General features: G+C 31.2%; 18 protein-coding genes. 10 read left to right on the forward strand and 8 right to left on the reverse strand.

The window, feature by feature from the left end:
- Positions 1–129 precede the first annotated feature (129 nt).
- From D2A34_RS12750 to D2A34_RS12765, 4 genes are all read left to right on the forward strand, one after another.
- The gene (locus tag D2A34_RS12750; RefSeq protein WP_119366859.1) at positions 130–1,173 is read left to right on the forward strand and encodes an NADH:flavin oxidoreductase; all 1,044 of its coding nucleotides are present in this window, start codon (positions 130–132) and stop codon (positions 1,171–1,173) included.
- A 149-nt stretch (positions 1,174–1,322) separates the two neighbouring features.
- On the forward strand, positions 1,323–2,087 hold the full coding sequence (locus D2A34_RS12755) for an EFR1 family ferrodoxin (RefSeq protein ID WP_119366860.1): 765 nt from the start codon (positions 1,323–1,325) through the stop codon (positions 2,085–2,087).
- Between the two features lie 379 nt (positions 2,088–2,466).
- Positions 2,467–3,273, forward strand: a complete 807-nt coding sequence (locus D2A34_RS12760) for a HipA family kinase (protein WP_119366861.1) — start codon at positions 2,467–2,469, stop codon at positions 3,271–3,273.
- Between the two features lie 11 nt (positions 3,274–3,284).
- Positions 3,285–3,656, forward strand: coding sequence for a DUF3037 domain-containing protein (locus tag D2A34_RS12765; RefSeq protein ID WP_119366862.1), 372 nt, complete (start codon positions 3,285–3,287; stop codon positions 3,654–3,656).
- Between the two features lie 207 nt (positions 3,657–3,863).
- Here the strand turns inward: D2A34_RS12765 and D2A34_RS12770 are convergent, their stop codons facing one another.
- Positions 3,864–4,688: a TrmB family transcriptional regulator gene (locus D2A34_RS12770; protein ID WP_119366863.1), complete on the reverse strand. Its 825-nt coding sequence runs from the start codon at positions 4,686–4,688 to the stop codon at positions 3,864–3,866.
- A 140-nt stretch (positions 4,689–4,828) separates the two neighbouring features.
- On the opposite strand from D2A34_RS12770, the gene D2A34_RS12775 reads away from it, so the two are divergent.
- Both D2A34_RS12775 and D2A34_RS12780 read left to right on the forward strand, forming a co-directional pair.
- Positions 4,829–5,752, forward strand: a complete 924-nt coding sequence (locus D2A34_RS12775) for a DMT family transporter (protein ID WP_119366864.1) — start codon at positions 4,829–4,831, stop codon at positions 5,750–5,752.
- Position 5,753: 1 nt separating this feature from the next.
- Positions 5,754–6,200: a DUF2000 domain-containing protein gene (locus D2A34_RS12780; protein WP_119366865.1), complete on the forward strand. Its 447-nt coding sequence runs from the start codon at positions 5,754–5,756 to the stop codon at positions 6,198–6,200.
- A gap of 145 nt (positions 6,201–6,345) precedes the next feature.
- On the opposite strand, the gene D2A34_RS12785 is transcribed toward D2A34_RS12780, so the two are convergent.
- The 3 genes from D2A34_RS12785 to D2A34_RS12795 all read right to left on the reverse strand — a co-directional run bounded on the left by D2A34_RS12785 (position 6,346) and on the right by D2A34_RS12795 (position 8,871).
- Positions 6,346–7,227, reverse strand: a complete 882-nt coding sequence (locus D2A34_RS12785) for an SDR family oxidoreductase (RefSeq protein WP_119366866.1) — start codon at positions 7,225–7,227, stop codon at positions 6,346–6,348.
- A gap of 191 nt (positions 7,228–7,418) precedes the next feature.
- Positions 7,419–8,252 (reverse strand): AraC family transcriptional regulator, encoded by an 834-nt coding sequence (locus tag D2A34_RS12790; RefSeq protein WP_341467248.1) that lies wholly within the window; start codon positions 8,250–8,252, stop codon positions 7,419–7,421.
- A 199-nt stretch (positions 8,253–8,451) separates the two neighbouring features.
- A complete protein-coding gene (locus D2A34_RS12795) occupies positions 8,452–8,871 on the reverse strand; it encodes a GNAT family N-acetyltransferase (RefSeq protein ID WP_079440025.1) in 420 nt (139 codons plus the stop codon).
- Positions 8,872–9,078: 207 nt separating this feature from the next.
- On the opposite strand from D2A34_RS12795, the gene D2A34_RS12800 reads away from it, so the two are divergent.
- Positions 9,079–9,606 (forward strand): PadR family transcriptional regulator, encoded by a 528-nt coding sequence (locus D2A34_RS12800; RefSeq protein ID WP_119366868.1) that lies wholly within the window; start codon positions 9,079–9,081, stop codon positions 9,604–9,606.
- 5 nt (positions 9,607–9,611) lie between these two features.
- Positions 9,612–10,976, forward strand: a complete 1,365-nt coding sequence (locus D2A34_RS12805) for an MFS transporter (protein ID WP_119366869.1) — start codon at positions 9,612–9,614, stop codon at positions 10,974–10,976.
- A 348-nt stretch (positions 10,977–11,324) separates the two neighbouring features.
- Here the strand turns inward: D2A34_RS12805 and D2A34_RS12810 are convergent, their stop codons facing one another.
- Positions 11,325–12,218: a LysR family transcriptional regulator gene (locus tag D2A34_RS12810; RefSeq protein WP_079440028.1), complete on the reverse strand. Its 894-nt coding sequence runs from the start codon at positions 12,216–12,218 to the stop codon at positions 11,325–11,327.
- A 285-nt stretch (positions 12,219–12,503) separates the two neighbouring features.
- Between D2A34_RS12810 and D2A34_RS12815 the strand changes: the two genes are divergently transcribed.
- On the forward strand, positions 12,504–13,064 hold the full coding sequence (locus D2A34_RS12815; RefSeq protein WP_119366870.1) for a nitroreductase family protein: 561 nt from the start codon (positions 12,504–12,506) through the stop codon (positions 13,062–13,064).
- 277 nt (positions 13,065–13,341) lie between these two features.
- Positions 13,342–14,502 carry an FtsW/RodA/SpoVE family cell cycle protein gene (locus D2A34_RS12820; protein WP_079440030.1) on the forward strand — a complete coding sequence of 387 codons (1,161 nt, stop codon included), beginning with the start codon at positions 13,342–13,344 and terminating at the stop codon, positions 14,500–14,502.
- Between the two features lie 327 nt (positions 14,503–14,829).
- Here D2A34_RS12820 and D2A34_RS12825 read toward each other — a convergent pair whose 3' ends face one another.
- The 3 genes from D2A34_RS12825 to D2A34_RS12835 form a co-directional block, all read right to left on the reverse strand.
- Entirely contained in the window at positions 14,830–15,264 is a 435-nt protein-coding gene (locus D2A34_RS12825) for a hypothetical protein (protein WP_079440031.1), read from the reverse strand.
- 59 nt (positions 15,265–15,323) lie between these two features.
- Complete coding sequence (locus tag D2A34_RS12830; RefSeq protein ID WP_119366871.1) at positions 15,324–15,758, reverse strand: hypothetical protein; 435 nt, start codon at positions 15,756–15,758, stop codon at positions 15,324–15,326.
- Between the two features lie 347 nt (positions 15,759–16,105).
- Positions 16,106–16,900: a nucleotidyltransferase domain-containing protein gene (locus tag D2A34_RS12835; RefSeq protein ID WP_119366872.1), complete on the reverse strand. Its 795-nt coding sequence runs from the start codon at positions 16,898–16,900 to the stop codon at positions 16,106–16,108.
- Positions 16,901–16,977: the final 77 nt, after the last annotated feature.

The following is a 16,977-nucleotide window of genomic DNA, read 5'->3' on the forward strand; positions in this document are numbered from 1 at the left end:
ACTATAATCTCAATTATAAATCATTTATATTTAAATACAAGGGCATCTATATAAGAACTATTATATGATAATCTTGATAGTTTATGAGGTGATTGCTTATTAACAAATTAAATGGAGGAAATAATTATTATGGAGAAAAACTTATTTGAAAAAACTAAAATTGGAAATATGAATATGAAAAATAGATTTATTGCAGCTGCCGTTACTAGCTTTCATGCTATTAATGGTCATATGACAGAAAAAGATTTTAAAGTTTATGAAGATTTAGCCAAAGGAGGCTCTAGTACAATAATAACTGGTTATACTTATATATCTCATTATGCTGTATCAGATGGTATGCTTGGTATTTATGATGATTCTTTTATACAAGAATATAAAGAGCTTACAGATGTAGTACATCAACAAGATGCCAATATTATACTCCAATTAGTACACCCTGGTTCTGTAACTTTAGTGAACACTCATGTAGCTAGAATATTAGGGCCAAGTGAAGTTGAAAATCTTCTTTCTAAAAAAGTTCCCTTTGAAATGACAAAAGAAGATATAAAAAAGGTTCAACATTCATTTGCTGATGCTGCTCTAAGGGCTCAAAAAGCTGGATTTGACGGAATAGAACTACATGCAGCTCATGGTTTGCTGCTCAGTCAATTCTTAACTCCATATTATAATCAACGTACGGATGAATATGGCGGATCAGACGAAAATCGAGCAAGGATGTTAGTGGAAACCATTCAATGCATAAGAGAAAAGGTTGGCTTAGAATATCCGATATTTGTGAAAATAAATTGCAGCGATAATATTGAAAATGGAATTACATCTGAAGGTTTTCACACCGCATGCAAGCAAATTATAAGCTCTGGTGTGAGTGCTATTGAGGTAAGCGGCCCTTGGATGATATTTAAAAATACAGACTCGTTTTACTTCCTTGATCATACTAAGAAAATTGCTGAAGAAAAAGAAATTCCTATAATTTTGGTAGGAGGGATAAATGATATTGCCACAGCAAATAAAATAATAAACGATACTTCAATAGAGTATCTTTCACTAGCTAGACCATTAATTGCTGAACCTGATTTAATAAATCGCTTAGCATCAGGTGATACAAGTAAAATGAAGTGTATTAGATGCAACGGATGCGCTCAAAATTCAGGACAATGTGTTCTAAATCAATAATAATTTTTTAGTTTGTAAAACTATTTATGGATTATTAAAGCTAATAATCATTTAGATTTTATTATACAAATTTGAAAACTATCCTTAAAACTTGACAATCATTTCGATGATTGTCAAAGTATTAAAATTTTGAAACATGGAGGCTTATTATGAAAATTTTTTACTTTACTGCTACTGGTAACAGCTTGGATATTGCTAAAAGATTTGGCGGAGAACTCTATTCAATACCAAAAATCTTGAAGGGCGATATATTTAATTTTGAAGATGACAAAATCGGGATAATTTTCCCTTGTTATGATGCTGCTGCGCCTAATATAGTACGTGAATTTATAAAGAAAGTAACCTTAAAAAGTCCTTATATATTTACAATTATGACCTATGGAAATTTTACTTTAGGCGGTATTAATTGGTTTGTAAAATTTGCAGAAACAAATAATATTCATATACATTATGCAGATAAGTTACTTATGATTGATAATTACTTACCAGTTTTTGATATAGAAAAACAAAAACTTAAACAAAAAAATATAAACGAAAACTTCAATCGCATATTAAATAACATCAAGGAAAACAAACACTATATTAATAGTAGCTCATTCCTTGCTTCAATAGTCACAAGTGCCGCTCATAGTATGCTAACATTACCAAACCCTAATTCTGCCAAGAAGTTTTCCGTTGAAAATAGTTGCAATGGCTGCAGCACATGTTCAAGGGTATGCCCTCGTATCAATATTACTTTTAACAAGAATATTGATAAATCTAAACCGATTTTCGGAGAAAACTGTGAATTTTGTCTTGCTTGCATAAACCTTTGTCCAAAAAAAGCAATTAAATTAAAAAATGAGAAAAATCCAAATGCAAGATTTATGAATGAAAATGTTACTTTAAAAGAAATTATAAATTCAAATGATTAAAAAACGAATTCTTAATGCCAGTATTTATATAAGAAAATAAAGGCTTTTCATTTATTTACCCACAGGGGGCACTATGCGAAGAAGGCATTGAAAAATGAGCTGATAAAGGTTTTTAGCTGTAGGTTGTCACATTTTAGCTTGTCACACTGAAAGCGGGAGCATGCTTAAATGTGTGCAACATGCTGCTTAGAACCTTCAGCGATATTTTTTTAGTCCTTTGGGGCATTGTGACCCTTGAGGTTATAACAATATTTATGATTTCGGTTAGTTCCCACATAATTCTAAGTTCAAATTTGGATATATATATGTAAAATATGATATAATTAAAACACTTATCTTTTAACTATAATTATCGAACTATGTATAGGAGGATTAAAAGTTGGACACGTATCATGTAGATGAATTATTATATCCAATAGGCAATGGAGCTACTATTCCTATACTTGGAGTTGTTAATAATAAAAATTATATTATAAAAACCTTTAATAATATCGAAGGAAATAAAACTTTAATAAATGAATTGGTTTGTCATTACATAGCTAAAAAACTAAACTTTCCAATTCCTGATGCAAAATTAGGGATTATAGATGCAAACACAGTAATATCTAAAAAAGTATTAGACTTAGAGGACTTTTCTGATGACTGTTTTGGATTAGCCTTTTGTTCAGAATTTTTAGAACCTGTTACTGTAGTAACCTCAAGCAAAATGCTGAAGCTTGCAAGTAATTATAAATGGTTATTGCCTAAATTAATGTTATTTGATCATTTAATTTATAATAAAGATAGAAATAAGGGTAATCTTCTTATTTCACTTTCAAAATCCAATAGACATCTATATATTATAGATCATAGTCATACTTTTAATCTAGAAGCCTTATGGAATACCCATGCACTTGAATATAAGATTATTGATGAAGACTTTAAAGATTCTGCTATAATGGCTGATAATTGGTACCATTATGCAAAATTCAAATCAGTCTTAGAGCTTGACCTTATTGTTATGAAAGAAACAGTAGATTATTTCAAAGAAAATTTAACAAAAGACTTTTTGGAAAGTATCGTTGATAAAATCCCTGAAGTATTTGAACATAATAAAAATGAATTAAAGGCATTAATTCAATATTTACTGTATAGAATGGAGCATATTGACTACTATGCAGATTTAATTCTAAATACTAATTATTAGGAAGTGATTTCATGTTTACTATAGATTATTCTATTTTATGCCATCATCCATCTTTAATTTCAAAAGACTGCATAACATTAGCTATTTTATTATTTAATAGAGATACAAAAGAAACCGCTTTAATTTCAACAAAAAATTGGGATAGAGTACATTTATTTAATGAGAACTTAGATATCGATTTAGTCAAATTACAACTTGAAGGTATCCAAGATGAGATTGTGGATATTGCTAAAGCTCCTAAATTTTCATTAGAGAAATATACCAAGTTTTATATTAATGATTTAAAATTCACAGAAATTATTTCAACTAAGGCAGAAAACTTTGAAGACTTTGTAAAAAAATGCTCAAGGCAATATTTAGTTTCTGATTTTAATAAATCATAAAGCCCTTCCACCATTTCCGAGGTATTATCATAAAAAACACCTTGGAAATGGCCATATATAATATAAACCCAATATTATTCTAGCTCCACACGATGCAAATGTGAAACTTCAATGATTCTTTAAATCATCGGTTATACTCCCTATTCAGCTTGCCTATTAACAAAACTACGACTCTCTTGCGCTCAAATATATTACCATCTAGATTAATTATACATAATGTTTCTTCAAATCTTGGTAGATAGAAAATTTCTTACGAAGTTCAATAAGATTTTTTCCAAAGCTTTCTTCTAGTAACTCTCTATGCTTCTCCATTATTTCCATAATATACAGATCGTGAATCATGACTTCTGTAATAGGCATAACCAATCCTTGGTGCATAGTCCACGCTGCTCTGCTATCTTTTCCGAGCGAAACAATACCTGCTACAACTTCTGAATTATCAGCACTTGCTACAAGCCAGCGTCCTCCATATTCTTCTGTAATTTCTGCACTCATATCATGTAAGTAAACATTTGCGAAAGTAGATGTTATTTCTCCATAAGCAATAATAGTTACTACTACCCCTCTGTCAGCTGCCTTATTTAATTCAGTTTCTAATTCCTTGAATTCCTCTTCCCAAAGTTCAATCAAAATTCTATGTTTTGCTGAAAGGATACATTCTTTCACCTTATCAAGTATTTCATCATGACCGGTTATATTCCAGATATTCTCACGATTTTTTGATGCTTTATTATATTGCTCTAAAGATTTTTCTGCAAGCTTAAAGTTTTCTTCTGCTTTTACTCGACGATTCTTAATAAGTTCTTTTGCTGGAATTGGGACGTATTGTTGTGTATTTCCATGACTAATCAAAATATCTCCACGCATAGCAAGACTATCTAAAACCTCGTATATTTTTGAACGAGGTACGCCTGAATTTTTTGCTACTGCATAGCCTGTTAGCGGTGATTCCTCTAATAAAGCAAGGTATGCCTTAGCTTCATATTCCGTAAAATTTAAATTCTTCAATGTATCTAAAATATTATCTTTCATAAACCCTCCAATAATATTAGTTGCTACTTTAGTAACTAATATTATAACCAAATCTATTGACACAATCAACCAAAACTGATATCGTAATTAAAAGTAGTTACATAGGTAGTCACTAAATATAAAAAAGGGGGATATATTTAATGTTAAAGGCCAAACCATTAATAGATAATCAAAAAATGGATTTATTTAAAGGAACATTACCTCACTATTACTTAGCTAGTACTGGCGCCGTTATATTGTGGAGTGCATCTTTTATTGCGACAAAATTAGCTTATGAAACTTTTGCTCCTATTCAATTAGGTGCAGTTAGAACACTTTTTGCTGTAATTATCTTTTGGTTCATACGAAGATTCACATCAAATAATGAAAAAATAAAAAAAGAATATCGTATACGTATTGCATTCAGTGGATTTTTAGGCATTACACTATATTTTGCAATAGAAAACATTGGGGTTAGTATGACCTCTTCTTCAAATTCTGCCTTGATAGTAGCTTCCTTTCCTGCCGTTACAACGTTACTGGAATTTTTTATTTATCATTTAAAACCAAATTTTAAAAAGGTACTTGGAATTATAATCGCCGTCATTGGTGTTGCTATTCTAACTCAAATTAATGTGGATGGTGATTCTAAATCAATGCTCGGAAATGTAATTCTAATAGGAGCCGGAATTGTATGGGCCTTCTACAACTTTATTACTAGAGATCTAACAAATAAATATTCTGCTATAACATTAACTTATTATCAGATGAAGGCAGGTTTAATCTTCTTTTTACCACTTGTTCTCATTGAGAATAAGACATGGAAAATGCCAACTATCACTTCAGCAAGTGCATTAATATACCTAAGTATAGGCTGCTCTATTGTTGCATTCCTATTATATAATTTGGGGCTTAGAAAACTTTCTGCTAGCATTTCAGTATCTCTTATGAATCTAGTTCCTGTTTTAGGTTTGATATTTTCAATATTAATCTTGCATGAAAGTGTATCTGCCATACAAATATTAGGCGGAATTATTGTCATCTTCGGTGTTATATTAAGTTCTATTCAGAGAGGAGAAAATTAAAATGTATAATGAAAATAACGAATTTTTAACTGTATTATCTGAAGTCCCAACTCGCTGTACTATTATCATGGACAGCTCTTTATCAGGTGGTCTGCTTGCGAATGCAATTGCTGTAATAGCACTAACAGCAGGTAGACGTCACCCTGCACTTCTTGGAGAACCACTCATTGACGCATCGGGTGAAACACATCCTGGTTTAATTCCTACTGGAATTCCTATGTTGTGCACAACTCAGGACGATTTACAAGCTCTCCGTAAAGCTGCATTAGAAAAAGGCTGCGATGTTATAGACTTCCCTGTAGAAGGTCAAAAAACAAAAAATTATGAAGAATTTCTAGCGATCACAAAAGATATACCATCAGAAGATATGAACTACCTTGGAATAGCTTTAGTTGGTGCAAAAAATAAAATTAGCAAACTCACTGGGAAATGTGAAATGATAAAATAGCAGATGACTTTCGCAGCTTAGCACCTGCTATACTTAGAGCCCAACAATAAAGGCAGACTAAATCTCTACAATTTAATCTGCCTTTATAATGTTTATATAATTAGTCATAATTATTATTTTATCTAATTCTTTCAATAAAAATAATTTATTTCATTCCTAAATCAGCTAACAATGTAGGCCCCTCTGGTTTCCATCCTAACCACTTCTGTGTAAGTTCATTAGACGTAGGATTATCGCTTACAACGAAACCTGCAAGCCAAGTAAAATGTCTGTCTGCTGCTTCACTAGAAATGCTTTCAACTGGTAGATTAAGGCGATGCCCAATTGCTTCGGCAATATGCTTAAATGGTATTCCTTCTTCACCGACACCGTGCAAGCATGAACCAGCAGGAGCAGATTCCAAAGCCATTCGATATAATTTTACTGCATCAAGCTTATGTATAGCTGGCCAACGGTTGAGTCCATCGCCAACATAAGCTGAAACACCTTTTTCACGTGCCATATAAGTCAAAGCTGTAGCAAAACCTTGACGATTTTCATCATGCACACATGGTGCAAGTCGTACTACCGAAACACGTACACCATATGGTACCATCTCAAGTGCTACATTCTCAGAAGGAATACGTGGTGCTCCGATAGAATTTGGATCAGTTTCGTCATTTTCCGTTCCAAGACGACCCGCCTTAAGGGCTGTGATCACTGAAGTGGTGACAAAAGGTTTATTGGATCCTTTAAGAGCCTCTCCTAGTGTTTTTATGGCACGGCGATCTATTTCACATACATTGGCTAGATCTAATAAATCATTTGTAAATCCTGTATGAATCACACCATCTGCAGCGGCTGCTCCACTGCGCAAACTTTCAATATCCTCAAGAGATCCACGATGCACCTCTGCACCTGCTGCCAGTAATTTTTCTGCTGCCTCATCAGAACGTGCAAGCCCCAACACCTGATGCCCTGCGCTTATTAATTCTTGAACAATAGCTGAACCTATGAAACCTGTTGCACCTGTAACAAAAACTCTCATTATTAATTCCTCCTAAATCCTATTAACTTAGAGTTAAATCCTCCTTAGCATAAGACATACAAAAAACAACTAGTGCTTAGCTTAGTTAGATGTAATACTCTGAATTTATTATAATCTAGGTCTCAAAAAAATTGTTGCTGCTTACTCTCAACTTATTGCCTGATTCTCTTGTTGTAAATATATTTCTTCTACTAACTGTCATATGCTTTATCAGATTTTTTAAGCTGCTGATATAGTATAGAAATATCTTTTTTGGGCGGATTTCCAAAATAGTTGCTATAATCCCGACTGAATTGTGATGCACTTGCATATCCTACCAACTGACATGCAGTAGTTGCATCCATTTTCCTAGATAACATAAGATGTTTAGCTTCTTGCAATCGTAGTACTTTTTGGTATTGCAAAGGGCTCATAGATGTTGCTTCTTTAAAATGCTTGTGAAAAACAGAAACACTCATATTTGAAATAGTCGCTAAATCAGAAACCTTCATTGGCTGAGAGAAGTTATTTAACAGCCACTTAATAGCTTTTGTAATATGCTGCACCCTAGACTCTGCAAAACCTAATTCCGCAATTTGAATACCAATCGGGCTGCGCAAAAGACGCATTAAAATCTCATCCTTAACAATTGGCGCAAGTAATTCTGCATCACTAGAACTTTGCAAACATTCCATAAGCCTCGTCACTGCATTTATAATACCTGCATCAGCTTTTGAAGCATAGGCAGCACTCCGTTCTGGCATAGGTGGCAGACCTTTGGGATAAACTTTTGGGACAAATTCCGCGATTTTTTCCGGTTCCAAAGTTAATCCAATGCCTAGAAATGGCTCTTCAGAACTAGCCTGTATAGTCCTTAGAGCAACTGGTACCCCAACTGGAAGCATTAGTATACAACCTTTGTCTATCTGAAAGATTTCCTTTCCTATCCTAACAGCCTTTACCCCCTGTGCAACAATTATCACAGAAGGAAAGTAAAATGATTTCTCCCAATCCTTGCTTATTTTGGAGTAACGTCTGGTATGCAAGCCAGAAATACTTTGACTAAAGGTACCATCCTTCTGAGAATTATTATAGATTAAGTTGACCAACCTACTCATTTCTGTTTCATTTGATGCCTGAGAATTAATTGTACCTAATTCTTCACAATATTTGCCTAACATTATTAAAGCACTCCTTTCCTAATAGCAATAATCCTATACTTGTTTTATTCAATCTATTATTCACCTAATAAACCTTTCTAAATCCTCTTACACTATCTGTAAATCCATGATTCTCATAAAATTTATGTGCATTCTTTCTAAAATCAGAAGATACAAGAATTGCATAAGCACAGTTTTTTCTTTCAGCAAAATCATCAAGTGCTTTCATTAGTTTTCCGCCTATGCCTTTTCCTCTTAATCCATCTTTAACTACTACATCTTCTATTACTAAAAAAGGTACTGCTAATGTTTTGCAACATATTCCAGTTGCAGTACCAATAATTTCTTCATCTTCTTTAGCAATTACCAAAAAATAATTTTCATCCAACAACATTTCCTTATATGTCTCAAGTGCCTTATCAAATGATATTTCAAACGGAATAATTGTACTATGTAATTCTAATACCTGGGAAAGTTCCTCTATTTTTAGCTTTTCAATAATCATAATATTTAAATATCCTTTCCTTGAACACATATTATAATTTTAACCACTAAATTATAGCATGTTTACAAATATTGTACTATTTAGTTTTTACGAACCTTTTTGATTATCAAATTTTTTTATTCAAAGAACTTGCAATATGTATCTAAAAGATATATATTAAATATATCTTTTAGATACATATTTTACATATACAGGAGGAATAAAACAATGAATGAACTCTTTATTTTAGGTGAATTAATGGAAGAACCTCAAAGTGGTTATGATCTACGTAATGCATTGCAGGTTTCTTTGGGCCGTCACCGTAAAGTCAGCTATGGAGTGATTTATCCCCTACTTGAAAAATTAGAAAAAGAGGGGCTTGTAGAAATAACCAATGTTGGTTCAGACGGAAAAAATAAGAAGATGTCTACTATCACAGAAAAAGGAACAAAACGTTTTTTTGAACTAATGAAAATGCCAGTTCCAGGTAGTGCGCACAACGCCGATATCTATTTAATAAAGCTTGATGTAATGCAACACCTTGCTATTGATGAACAAATACAAATATTAGATCAATTCTATCAGGAGCAAAAAGATATCATCGAAGATGCACAAATTGCATTACAAAAGTTGGCTGAAGAAAATTCAAAAGATCACTGGTATGCAAGTAAAAAGTTTGAGTTACGACTTCAGCAGGCCAATGTTGCAATTGAATGGATCGAAAGATTTAAGCAGGAAATGAAGAAAGAATGGTGAACATAATGACAAAAGAAATTAAAATAGCCTTATTAATGGCTGCAAGTCTCTTTATGGAGATTTTAGATGGAACAATTGTAACTACTGCCCTGCCTAGAATGGCTCAATACTTTAGTACGAGTTCAGCAACAATTGCTTTACTTGTCAGTGTGTATTTAATTACCGTTGCCGTTTTTATCCCTTTAAGTGGGTGGATGGCTAATCGATTTGGGAAAAAGAAAATTTGGATTATTGCCGTTATAATTTTTACTCTTAGTTCACTAAGCAGTGCAATAGCACCTAACTTCTCCTTCCTTTTGATAATGAGAATTATACAAGGAATTTCTGGTGCTTTGATGACACCTACAGCAAGATTAATTGTATTAGAAAAGACACCTGCTTCACAGCTATTAAGGATGTTTAGTTATCTCATTTGGCCTGCACTTATAGCTCCAGCAATAGCTCCAGTGGTTGGAGGCTTTATTGTTACTTATTGGAACTGGCAGTGGATTTTCCTAATTAATATACCAATAGGATTAATTATCGTATTAATTGGAACAAAGCTAATCGATAGTGATAAAGTAAAAACGGAAGCTGCTTTTGATTTTTTAGGATTTATAGAAATTGCATTTTCATCCGGTATTATTTTAGTTGGAGCAGAAGTAGCGACTCGTGGAGAAAATTATTGGCTTATTGCATTAGGATTAATTATTTTAGGATTGATATTAGCCTTTGTTGTTTTCAAGCACCTAAAAACAATAAACAATCCATTATTTTCACTGGATTCATTAAAAGTAGCTTCTTTTAGAATCTGCCAAACAAGTGGTTCTGTTATGTGGCTATGTGTTGGAGCATTACCTTATATATTAACAATCTTTTTACAAACTGTCTTTCATTGGTCTGCAGTAAAAGCTGGAAGTTATGTGTTATTTATTTTTGTTGGAAATATTGGAATCAAGCCTTTCACTAATCCGATTATTCGTAAACTAGGATATCGTGGTTCACTATTATCATCATTTGGAATGGTATTTATTACATCAATTGCCTTAGCATTTATTCAAATTGATACCTTACCTATTTGGATAATGTTTCTTGCATTAGTTTCAGGTGTTGGACGTTCATTAGCTTTAACTGCTTACAGTGGACTTAGTTTTTCTGAAATAGCTCCTAAAGATCGTAACAGTGCAAATACTTTAAATGCTGTAGTATCAACATTGGCCCAAGGAATGGGAATATCACTTATTACAGTAATTGTGAATTTACTTCAAATTTACTTTTCAATTACTTTAGCATATAAATTAGGTTTTATTTTCCTTGGTCTATTGATGCTATTTCCAGCAATTGAAGTACTATTTCTACCTAAAAATATTGGACATGCTACAATTAGCTAATTTTACTTGCTATCTAAATTGTTGCATGAGATATTCGCCTAATAGAAGAATATCTGAAAGTAAAGAAATTATATAAATACATGTAATTTCAAAGAAAATAATACAATTAGGTATTTGAAAATTAACTGAAAAAAGCACTTAATAAAGGATTATTTTACTTCTGCTTATCAAAATAGTATTTGAATCAAGTTGAAGTAATGCAACCTTTCATTTAGTGCTTTTAGTGATATTTTCATAATTTAAAGAAGTAAACATTTATATTACTTGGTTTGATTTTCACATAAACCAAATTATAATTCGGAAATCAACTGTATATTTCCAGAGTCTAAACAAAATCAACAAAACCTATTAAATTATGATTTTTGAGGAGGCCTCTATAACAAAATCTTTAAATATTTTAGCTGAAGGCGTCATATATCCATTCTTTAACCATCCCATATGTACAGTTCTATAGCAATAAGGTTCTTTTATTCTTAATACTGATAATTCATGGGTTATTAAATTTGGGGTATCGGGAACTATAGAAATACCAATTCCTGCACTAACAAAACCTGTTACCACCATACTGCTTTCATTAGGTCTCATGGACACTTTCGGGATAAAACCAAGATTTTCAAAAACAGAACACATTTTTCCTTTGATTCCCTCTGAAAAAAACACAAAAGATTCCTCTTTTAAATCTTTTAGAAATACTTCTGTTTTATCAGCAAGATGATGATTTTTAGGCACTATTACAACAAGTTCCTCATTTTTTATTGGAAATGACTCTATTTCTTCATACTTTTTAATATCTTCAAATTCGTCATAGAAACCAAAATCAAACTTACCATCCTTAAGACCTTTTAAAATATTAGATGTTGATTGAATCCCAAATTCAAATTTTATATTTGGACTTTCCTTCAAAAACTCACTTATGATTGAAGGAATAAAATGTGTTCCAATAGTGTAGAGTGAGGAAATAGAAACAGTACCTGTCATGGGATTAATTATATCCTGTAATTCTTGAACTCCTTCATTAATTTCTTTTATTGCAATATTTGCGTGCTTTAAAAACATAATGCCAAAACGAGTTAACTTTATATTCCTACCACTTTTCTCAAATAAAGGTACATTTAGCTCTTCTTCTAATTTGGAAATAGACTTACTCAAGGCTGGTTGAGTTACAGAAAGTAAATTAGCCGCTGATGTAAAATTTTGTGTTTCTGCTACGGTTTTAAAATATTCTAATTGCTGCCAATTCATAATATGCACCCCTTAATCTATAATATCTCAAATTATAAAGCATCTATAACTTATAGTTATGGATTTAATGAAAAATATCAATTAGACATATTCTATACATATTGATATCATTATACTACTTTATAAATTTCATTTAAATTTCGATTAGTTAATTATAAAATTATTTTATATATTAGTCAAACATAGCAATGTTCTTTATAAAGTAAAAGTCTAATATATTTTTTCATCATCTAGTAAATACTAAGATAGAATGAAAATGTCTTTTACATTGAAAGGAGAAAAATTATGAATGAAGTAATCCAAAATATTTTAACAAGAAGAAGTATAAGAACTTATAAAGAAGATCAAATTTCCGATGCTGATTTAAATACGATCTTAGAAACTGCCCAATTTGCTCCAAGTGGTATGAGCAAACAAAGCTGGCATTTCACAGCAGTTCAAAATAAAGAAGAGATTGAAAAGCTAGTTTCTGCAATAAAAGAAGCTATGCTAAAATCTTCTATAGAACAATATAGAAAGATGGGAGAAAATCCTAATTTCAATCCATTTTATAATGCGCCTACAATAGTTATTACAGCTTATGATAAAAATTCACTAACAAAGGAATCTGATTGTGCAGCAGCACTTCAAGATATGCTTTTAGCTGCTCATTCACTTAATATTGGATCATGTTGGATTCACATATTAGCTCTTACTGGTAATGATCCTAATGTTAGAAATGTACTTACAGAACTAGGCGTTCCAGAAGATTATTCAGTATATGGTACTGCTGTTTTAGGTTACAATAGCAAAGAAGAACCTAAAGCAACACCAAGAAAAGAAGGAACTATTAATATAGTAAAATAACATTAAAACGCTGGTAACAAGCTTTTTTGCTTATTACCAGCGTTAATTGCATCCCAATATTTTTTTATTTTAATTAGTCTGTGAGTAATTAATGTTCCAAAAACTTTCAAAATCGGTATTAAGTATTTCTATAAATTGTAATAATTTCTTATAACTTAAAAATATATTACAATTATATGTATTTTAATGAAAATAACTCCAAATATGATATAGTCAAAATGGATATTTTTTTAATATGACAAAACAAATGCTATCAAAAAAGGGGGGCCTTATATTTATGTTAAAAAAATACAATCTAGATTTTACATCATTAAAGAAATTGGATTTTAAATTATTAACTACTTTAGTTCTCCTTACATCATTTGGTATTATTAACATATACTTATGTACTAAAGGTGGGGTTTTCAATGATCCTTTTTTATTTACAAGAAAACAATTAACATGGTTTTTTATTTCACTAATTTCAATTTGTTTATTTTTAACTTTTGACTATAGAGTTATCTATCAATATGTTCCAATAATATATTGGATAACAATTGCACTCCTAATTGCAGTTTGGATACCTGGAATAGGTATAAATATTAATGGGGAACGTGGTTGGATAGATTTAAAAATTTCTTTATTGCAGCCATCTGAAGTGGCTAAGTTTTCTATAATTTTAATGTTATCTAAATTGCTAGATGATATGAATTGTCATATTAATAATCGGGATAATTTCAGAAAAATTTTACTTTATGTTTCACTTCCTGTGGGGTTAATTTTAATCCAAAAAGATATGGGAATGACAATGGTATGTTTCTTTATTATTTTAGGCATGATGTATATAGCCGGATTAGATGAAAAAATAATATTAGGTGGATTTTCAATCTTGGTATTAGCTATAGCTCTTTTATGGAATTCTGGATTAATCTTTCAACATCAGAAAGATAGAATTCTGGAGTTTTTAAATACCAATAATAATACAACAGGTAAAGGGTATCAGCTTGATCAGGGGCTAATTAGTATTGGATCTGGCGGATTATTAGGGTATAGTTTATCATTAGATCCAGAAGTATCCCCAGAATATGCTGGAACTCATGTTCCCGAAGTTCAAACAGACTTTATTTTTACTGCCATAGCTGAACAATGGGGCTTTATAGGATCATTGTTTCTATTATTTTTATATGCAATATTAATTATACAAATATTAAAAATTGCAAAAAAAGCTCAGGATAGATTTGGAGAATTTATTTGTGTTGGTATGGCTTCATACATTTTATTCGCTGTAACCCAAAATATTGGAATGACGTTAGAATTACTTCCAATTACAGGTATAACTTTACCATTTATAAGTTATGGGGGGAGTTCTTTATTTACAACAATGATTTCTATGGCATTAATTCTTAATATAGAAATAGGCACAAAAAAATTAACTTTTAGTAAATCAAATATAATATAGTTTTATGTTAGGTTTATTCAATATACCCACAGATATGTAGGTAGTAACATATGTACATCCGAAGTTACATTTTCTAATCTGTAATACAATGGCTTACATATCCAACCATCGCCGCTAATGACTAGCAAGTCCAGTCATTTGGCTTTCACAAAACCCCTGGGCGTGCCTCTAAGGCCGAAGGACTGAAGTTGATCATTGTAATAAAAATATGAAAAAGCTCATCTAAAAATAAAGATTAAGTTTTGTATTTTTAGATGAGTAAAATGAAATTAGTTCATGTGTCTTAATTTAAAATTCTATCATTTTTACTTTTTGTAATTAATGGTGTTATTTTCTAATTCTAGCAGCTGTAAAGGTAATTGGTCCATCAACAAATACATTTTTATTACCTGTTGTTTCTTGAATAGTTATTACATACTTCACATTAGTAGCATTTTTATCTATAACATCTACATAAGACAATGGAGTATTAACTAAATCTCCATCGCCTTCTTTATCAACCTCTGTAGAAATTGAATAAACTTGTTTACTTGGGATAAATACATCCCCTTTAAATATTTTTATATCAAAGGAAGCATAAGTTGTTTCATTGTCATTATCAAGACCACCAACCACACCAGTTAACCAAATAAGATCACCTACAATTACTTCATCTATAACTAGTTCACCTATTACAGTAGGAGTGCTTGTTACTGGAATTAAATTATCAGTAGCTGAGGTAGCTCCAGTGAAAAAGTCAAATTGTTGTATAGTTATTGCCATTTTAGTTCCTCCTCAGATTATAGCTTTTAAATTGTGAAAAGATATATTTTTTAATCTATTCAAGGTCTTATGCGTAATGCTGTAAAGGTAATTGGCCCTCTTATAAATACATTTTTTACATTACTAGTTAATTGTACTGTTAACACATACCTGACATTTGTAGCAGCTTTATTTATAGCGTCAACATAAGAAAGAGGGACATTTGTAATATCTCCATCTCCATCTTTATCAACTTCTATATAAGACGAATATATTTCCTTTCCTGGTATAAAAACATTTCCCTTATACAAATTAATGTTAAGTGATGCGGCTTTAGTTTCATTGTCATTATCCACACCACCAATTACTGCATTTATCCAAATAAGATCCCCAGGAATAACCTCATCTATAAACACCTCACTAATTACATAAGGCATAATTGATACTGGTATTTCGGTGCTATTGAATTCATTAGGATTCAGCTCAAAATACTCGAATTGTTCTATCGAAGCCATTTTTACTCCTTCCAAACATTTATACATACTAGTTAAGAATATAATCCCTAACTAATATATTGTATGACAACCGTATCTTATTAGTTACTACATTTTACAATTAAAATATTATTTTTTATATAATATAAGTAAGTCAAAATAAGAAGAGGCAGCATACATTTGTTACCTCTTCTTTTCATTATAATCTTAAATTTTTTATTCTAGTTTTGCATTTGATTTATCATCATTTTTGCATTTGAAAGAACAAGCTCAGTCATTCTTCCTTCACATGAAGGCCGAAGAGCTGAAGTTGCTAAAGGAGCGACCACAAGACACCTTATAGAAGTAGGTGAAAGAAATTTTATGGATTACTTATTCCCATGATTTATTTTATTTAAATAATCTACAGAACATTTTTCAGCTTCTACACGTTTCACAAAATCTTCCGTTATAAAGTATTCTCTTAATTCCAAATATATTTGCATTATCACCTTTAACGATTTTATACAACTTTCTATGCTATATGATGGTATAGTATCTTTCAATAGGCTTATGCTATCTGGAGCAACAAATTCTATTTTTCTAACTCCCCTTGGTAATTCTCCATTTTTCATTAATATTAGTGGACCTATTACCATTTGCCTCAATGATGATATAAATTCTATAGTCTCAAAAATTTCACCTCGGCCTATTTTGGTAGCTCCATAATGAATCCAAACCCAAAATCTATCCTCTATCCATTGTAGTTTTGGAATTGGAAATTTTGCATTATCTTGCTTTAATGCTTCTGATACACAATTGTCTCGTTCCCACAAAATAACAGGATCTTCAACTCTATGTGCTATATCATTTATTGATACAAATTTCAAATCAACATGTAGCAATTCTGGACCATATAAGCATATTAAGAGTCGTGGTTCTCCAACATGTTCTCCTGTAAATGCTGATAATAATGTACCTAAATTTGCTGCTATTTTAGTCCTCTCATTCATTACTTCTTCATAGTAGTTAGAATCTACTGCAATTATAAAATCAATATCTGAATATTCATCCATTTCATTTGTAATATATGATCCTCCTGTTGCAACTCCTACAATTCTAAAGTCATCCTTTAAAACTTTTATTGAATTATCTATAAAACTTTTATGATTTATTGGTATCATATCAACCATCTCCTTTTAAAATAGCCAAACTTTAAAATTAGGCATTAGTATAGAATATCATATTCTTAAAAATATTA

The organism is Clostridium chromiireducens, from assembly GCF_003575225.1.
Classification (GTDB): domain Bacteria; phylum Bacillota; class Clostridia; order Clostridiales; family Clostridiaceae; genus Clostridium; species Clostridium chromiireducens.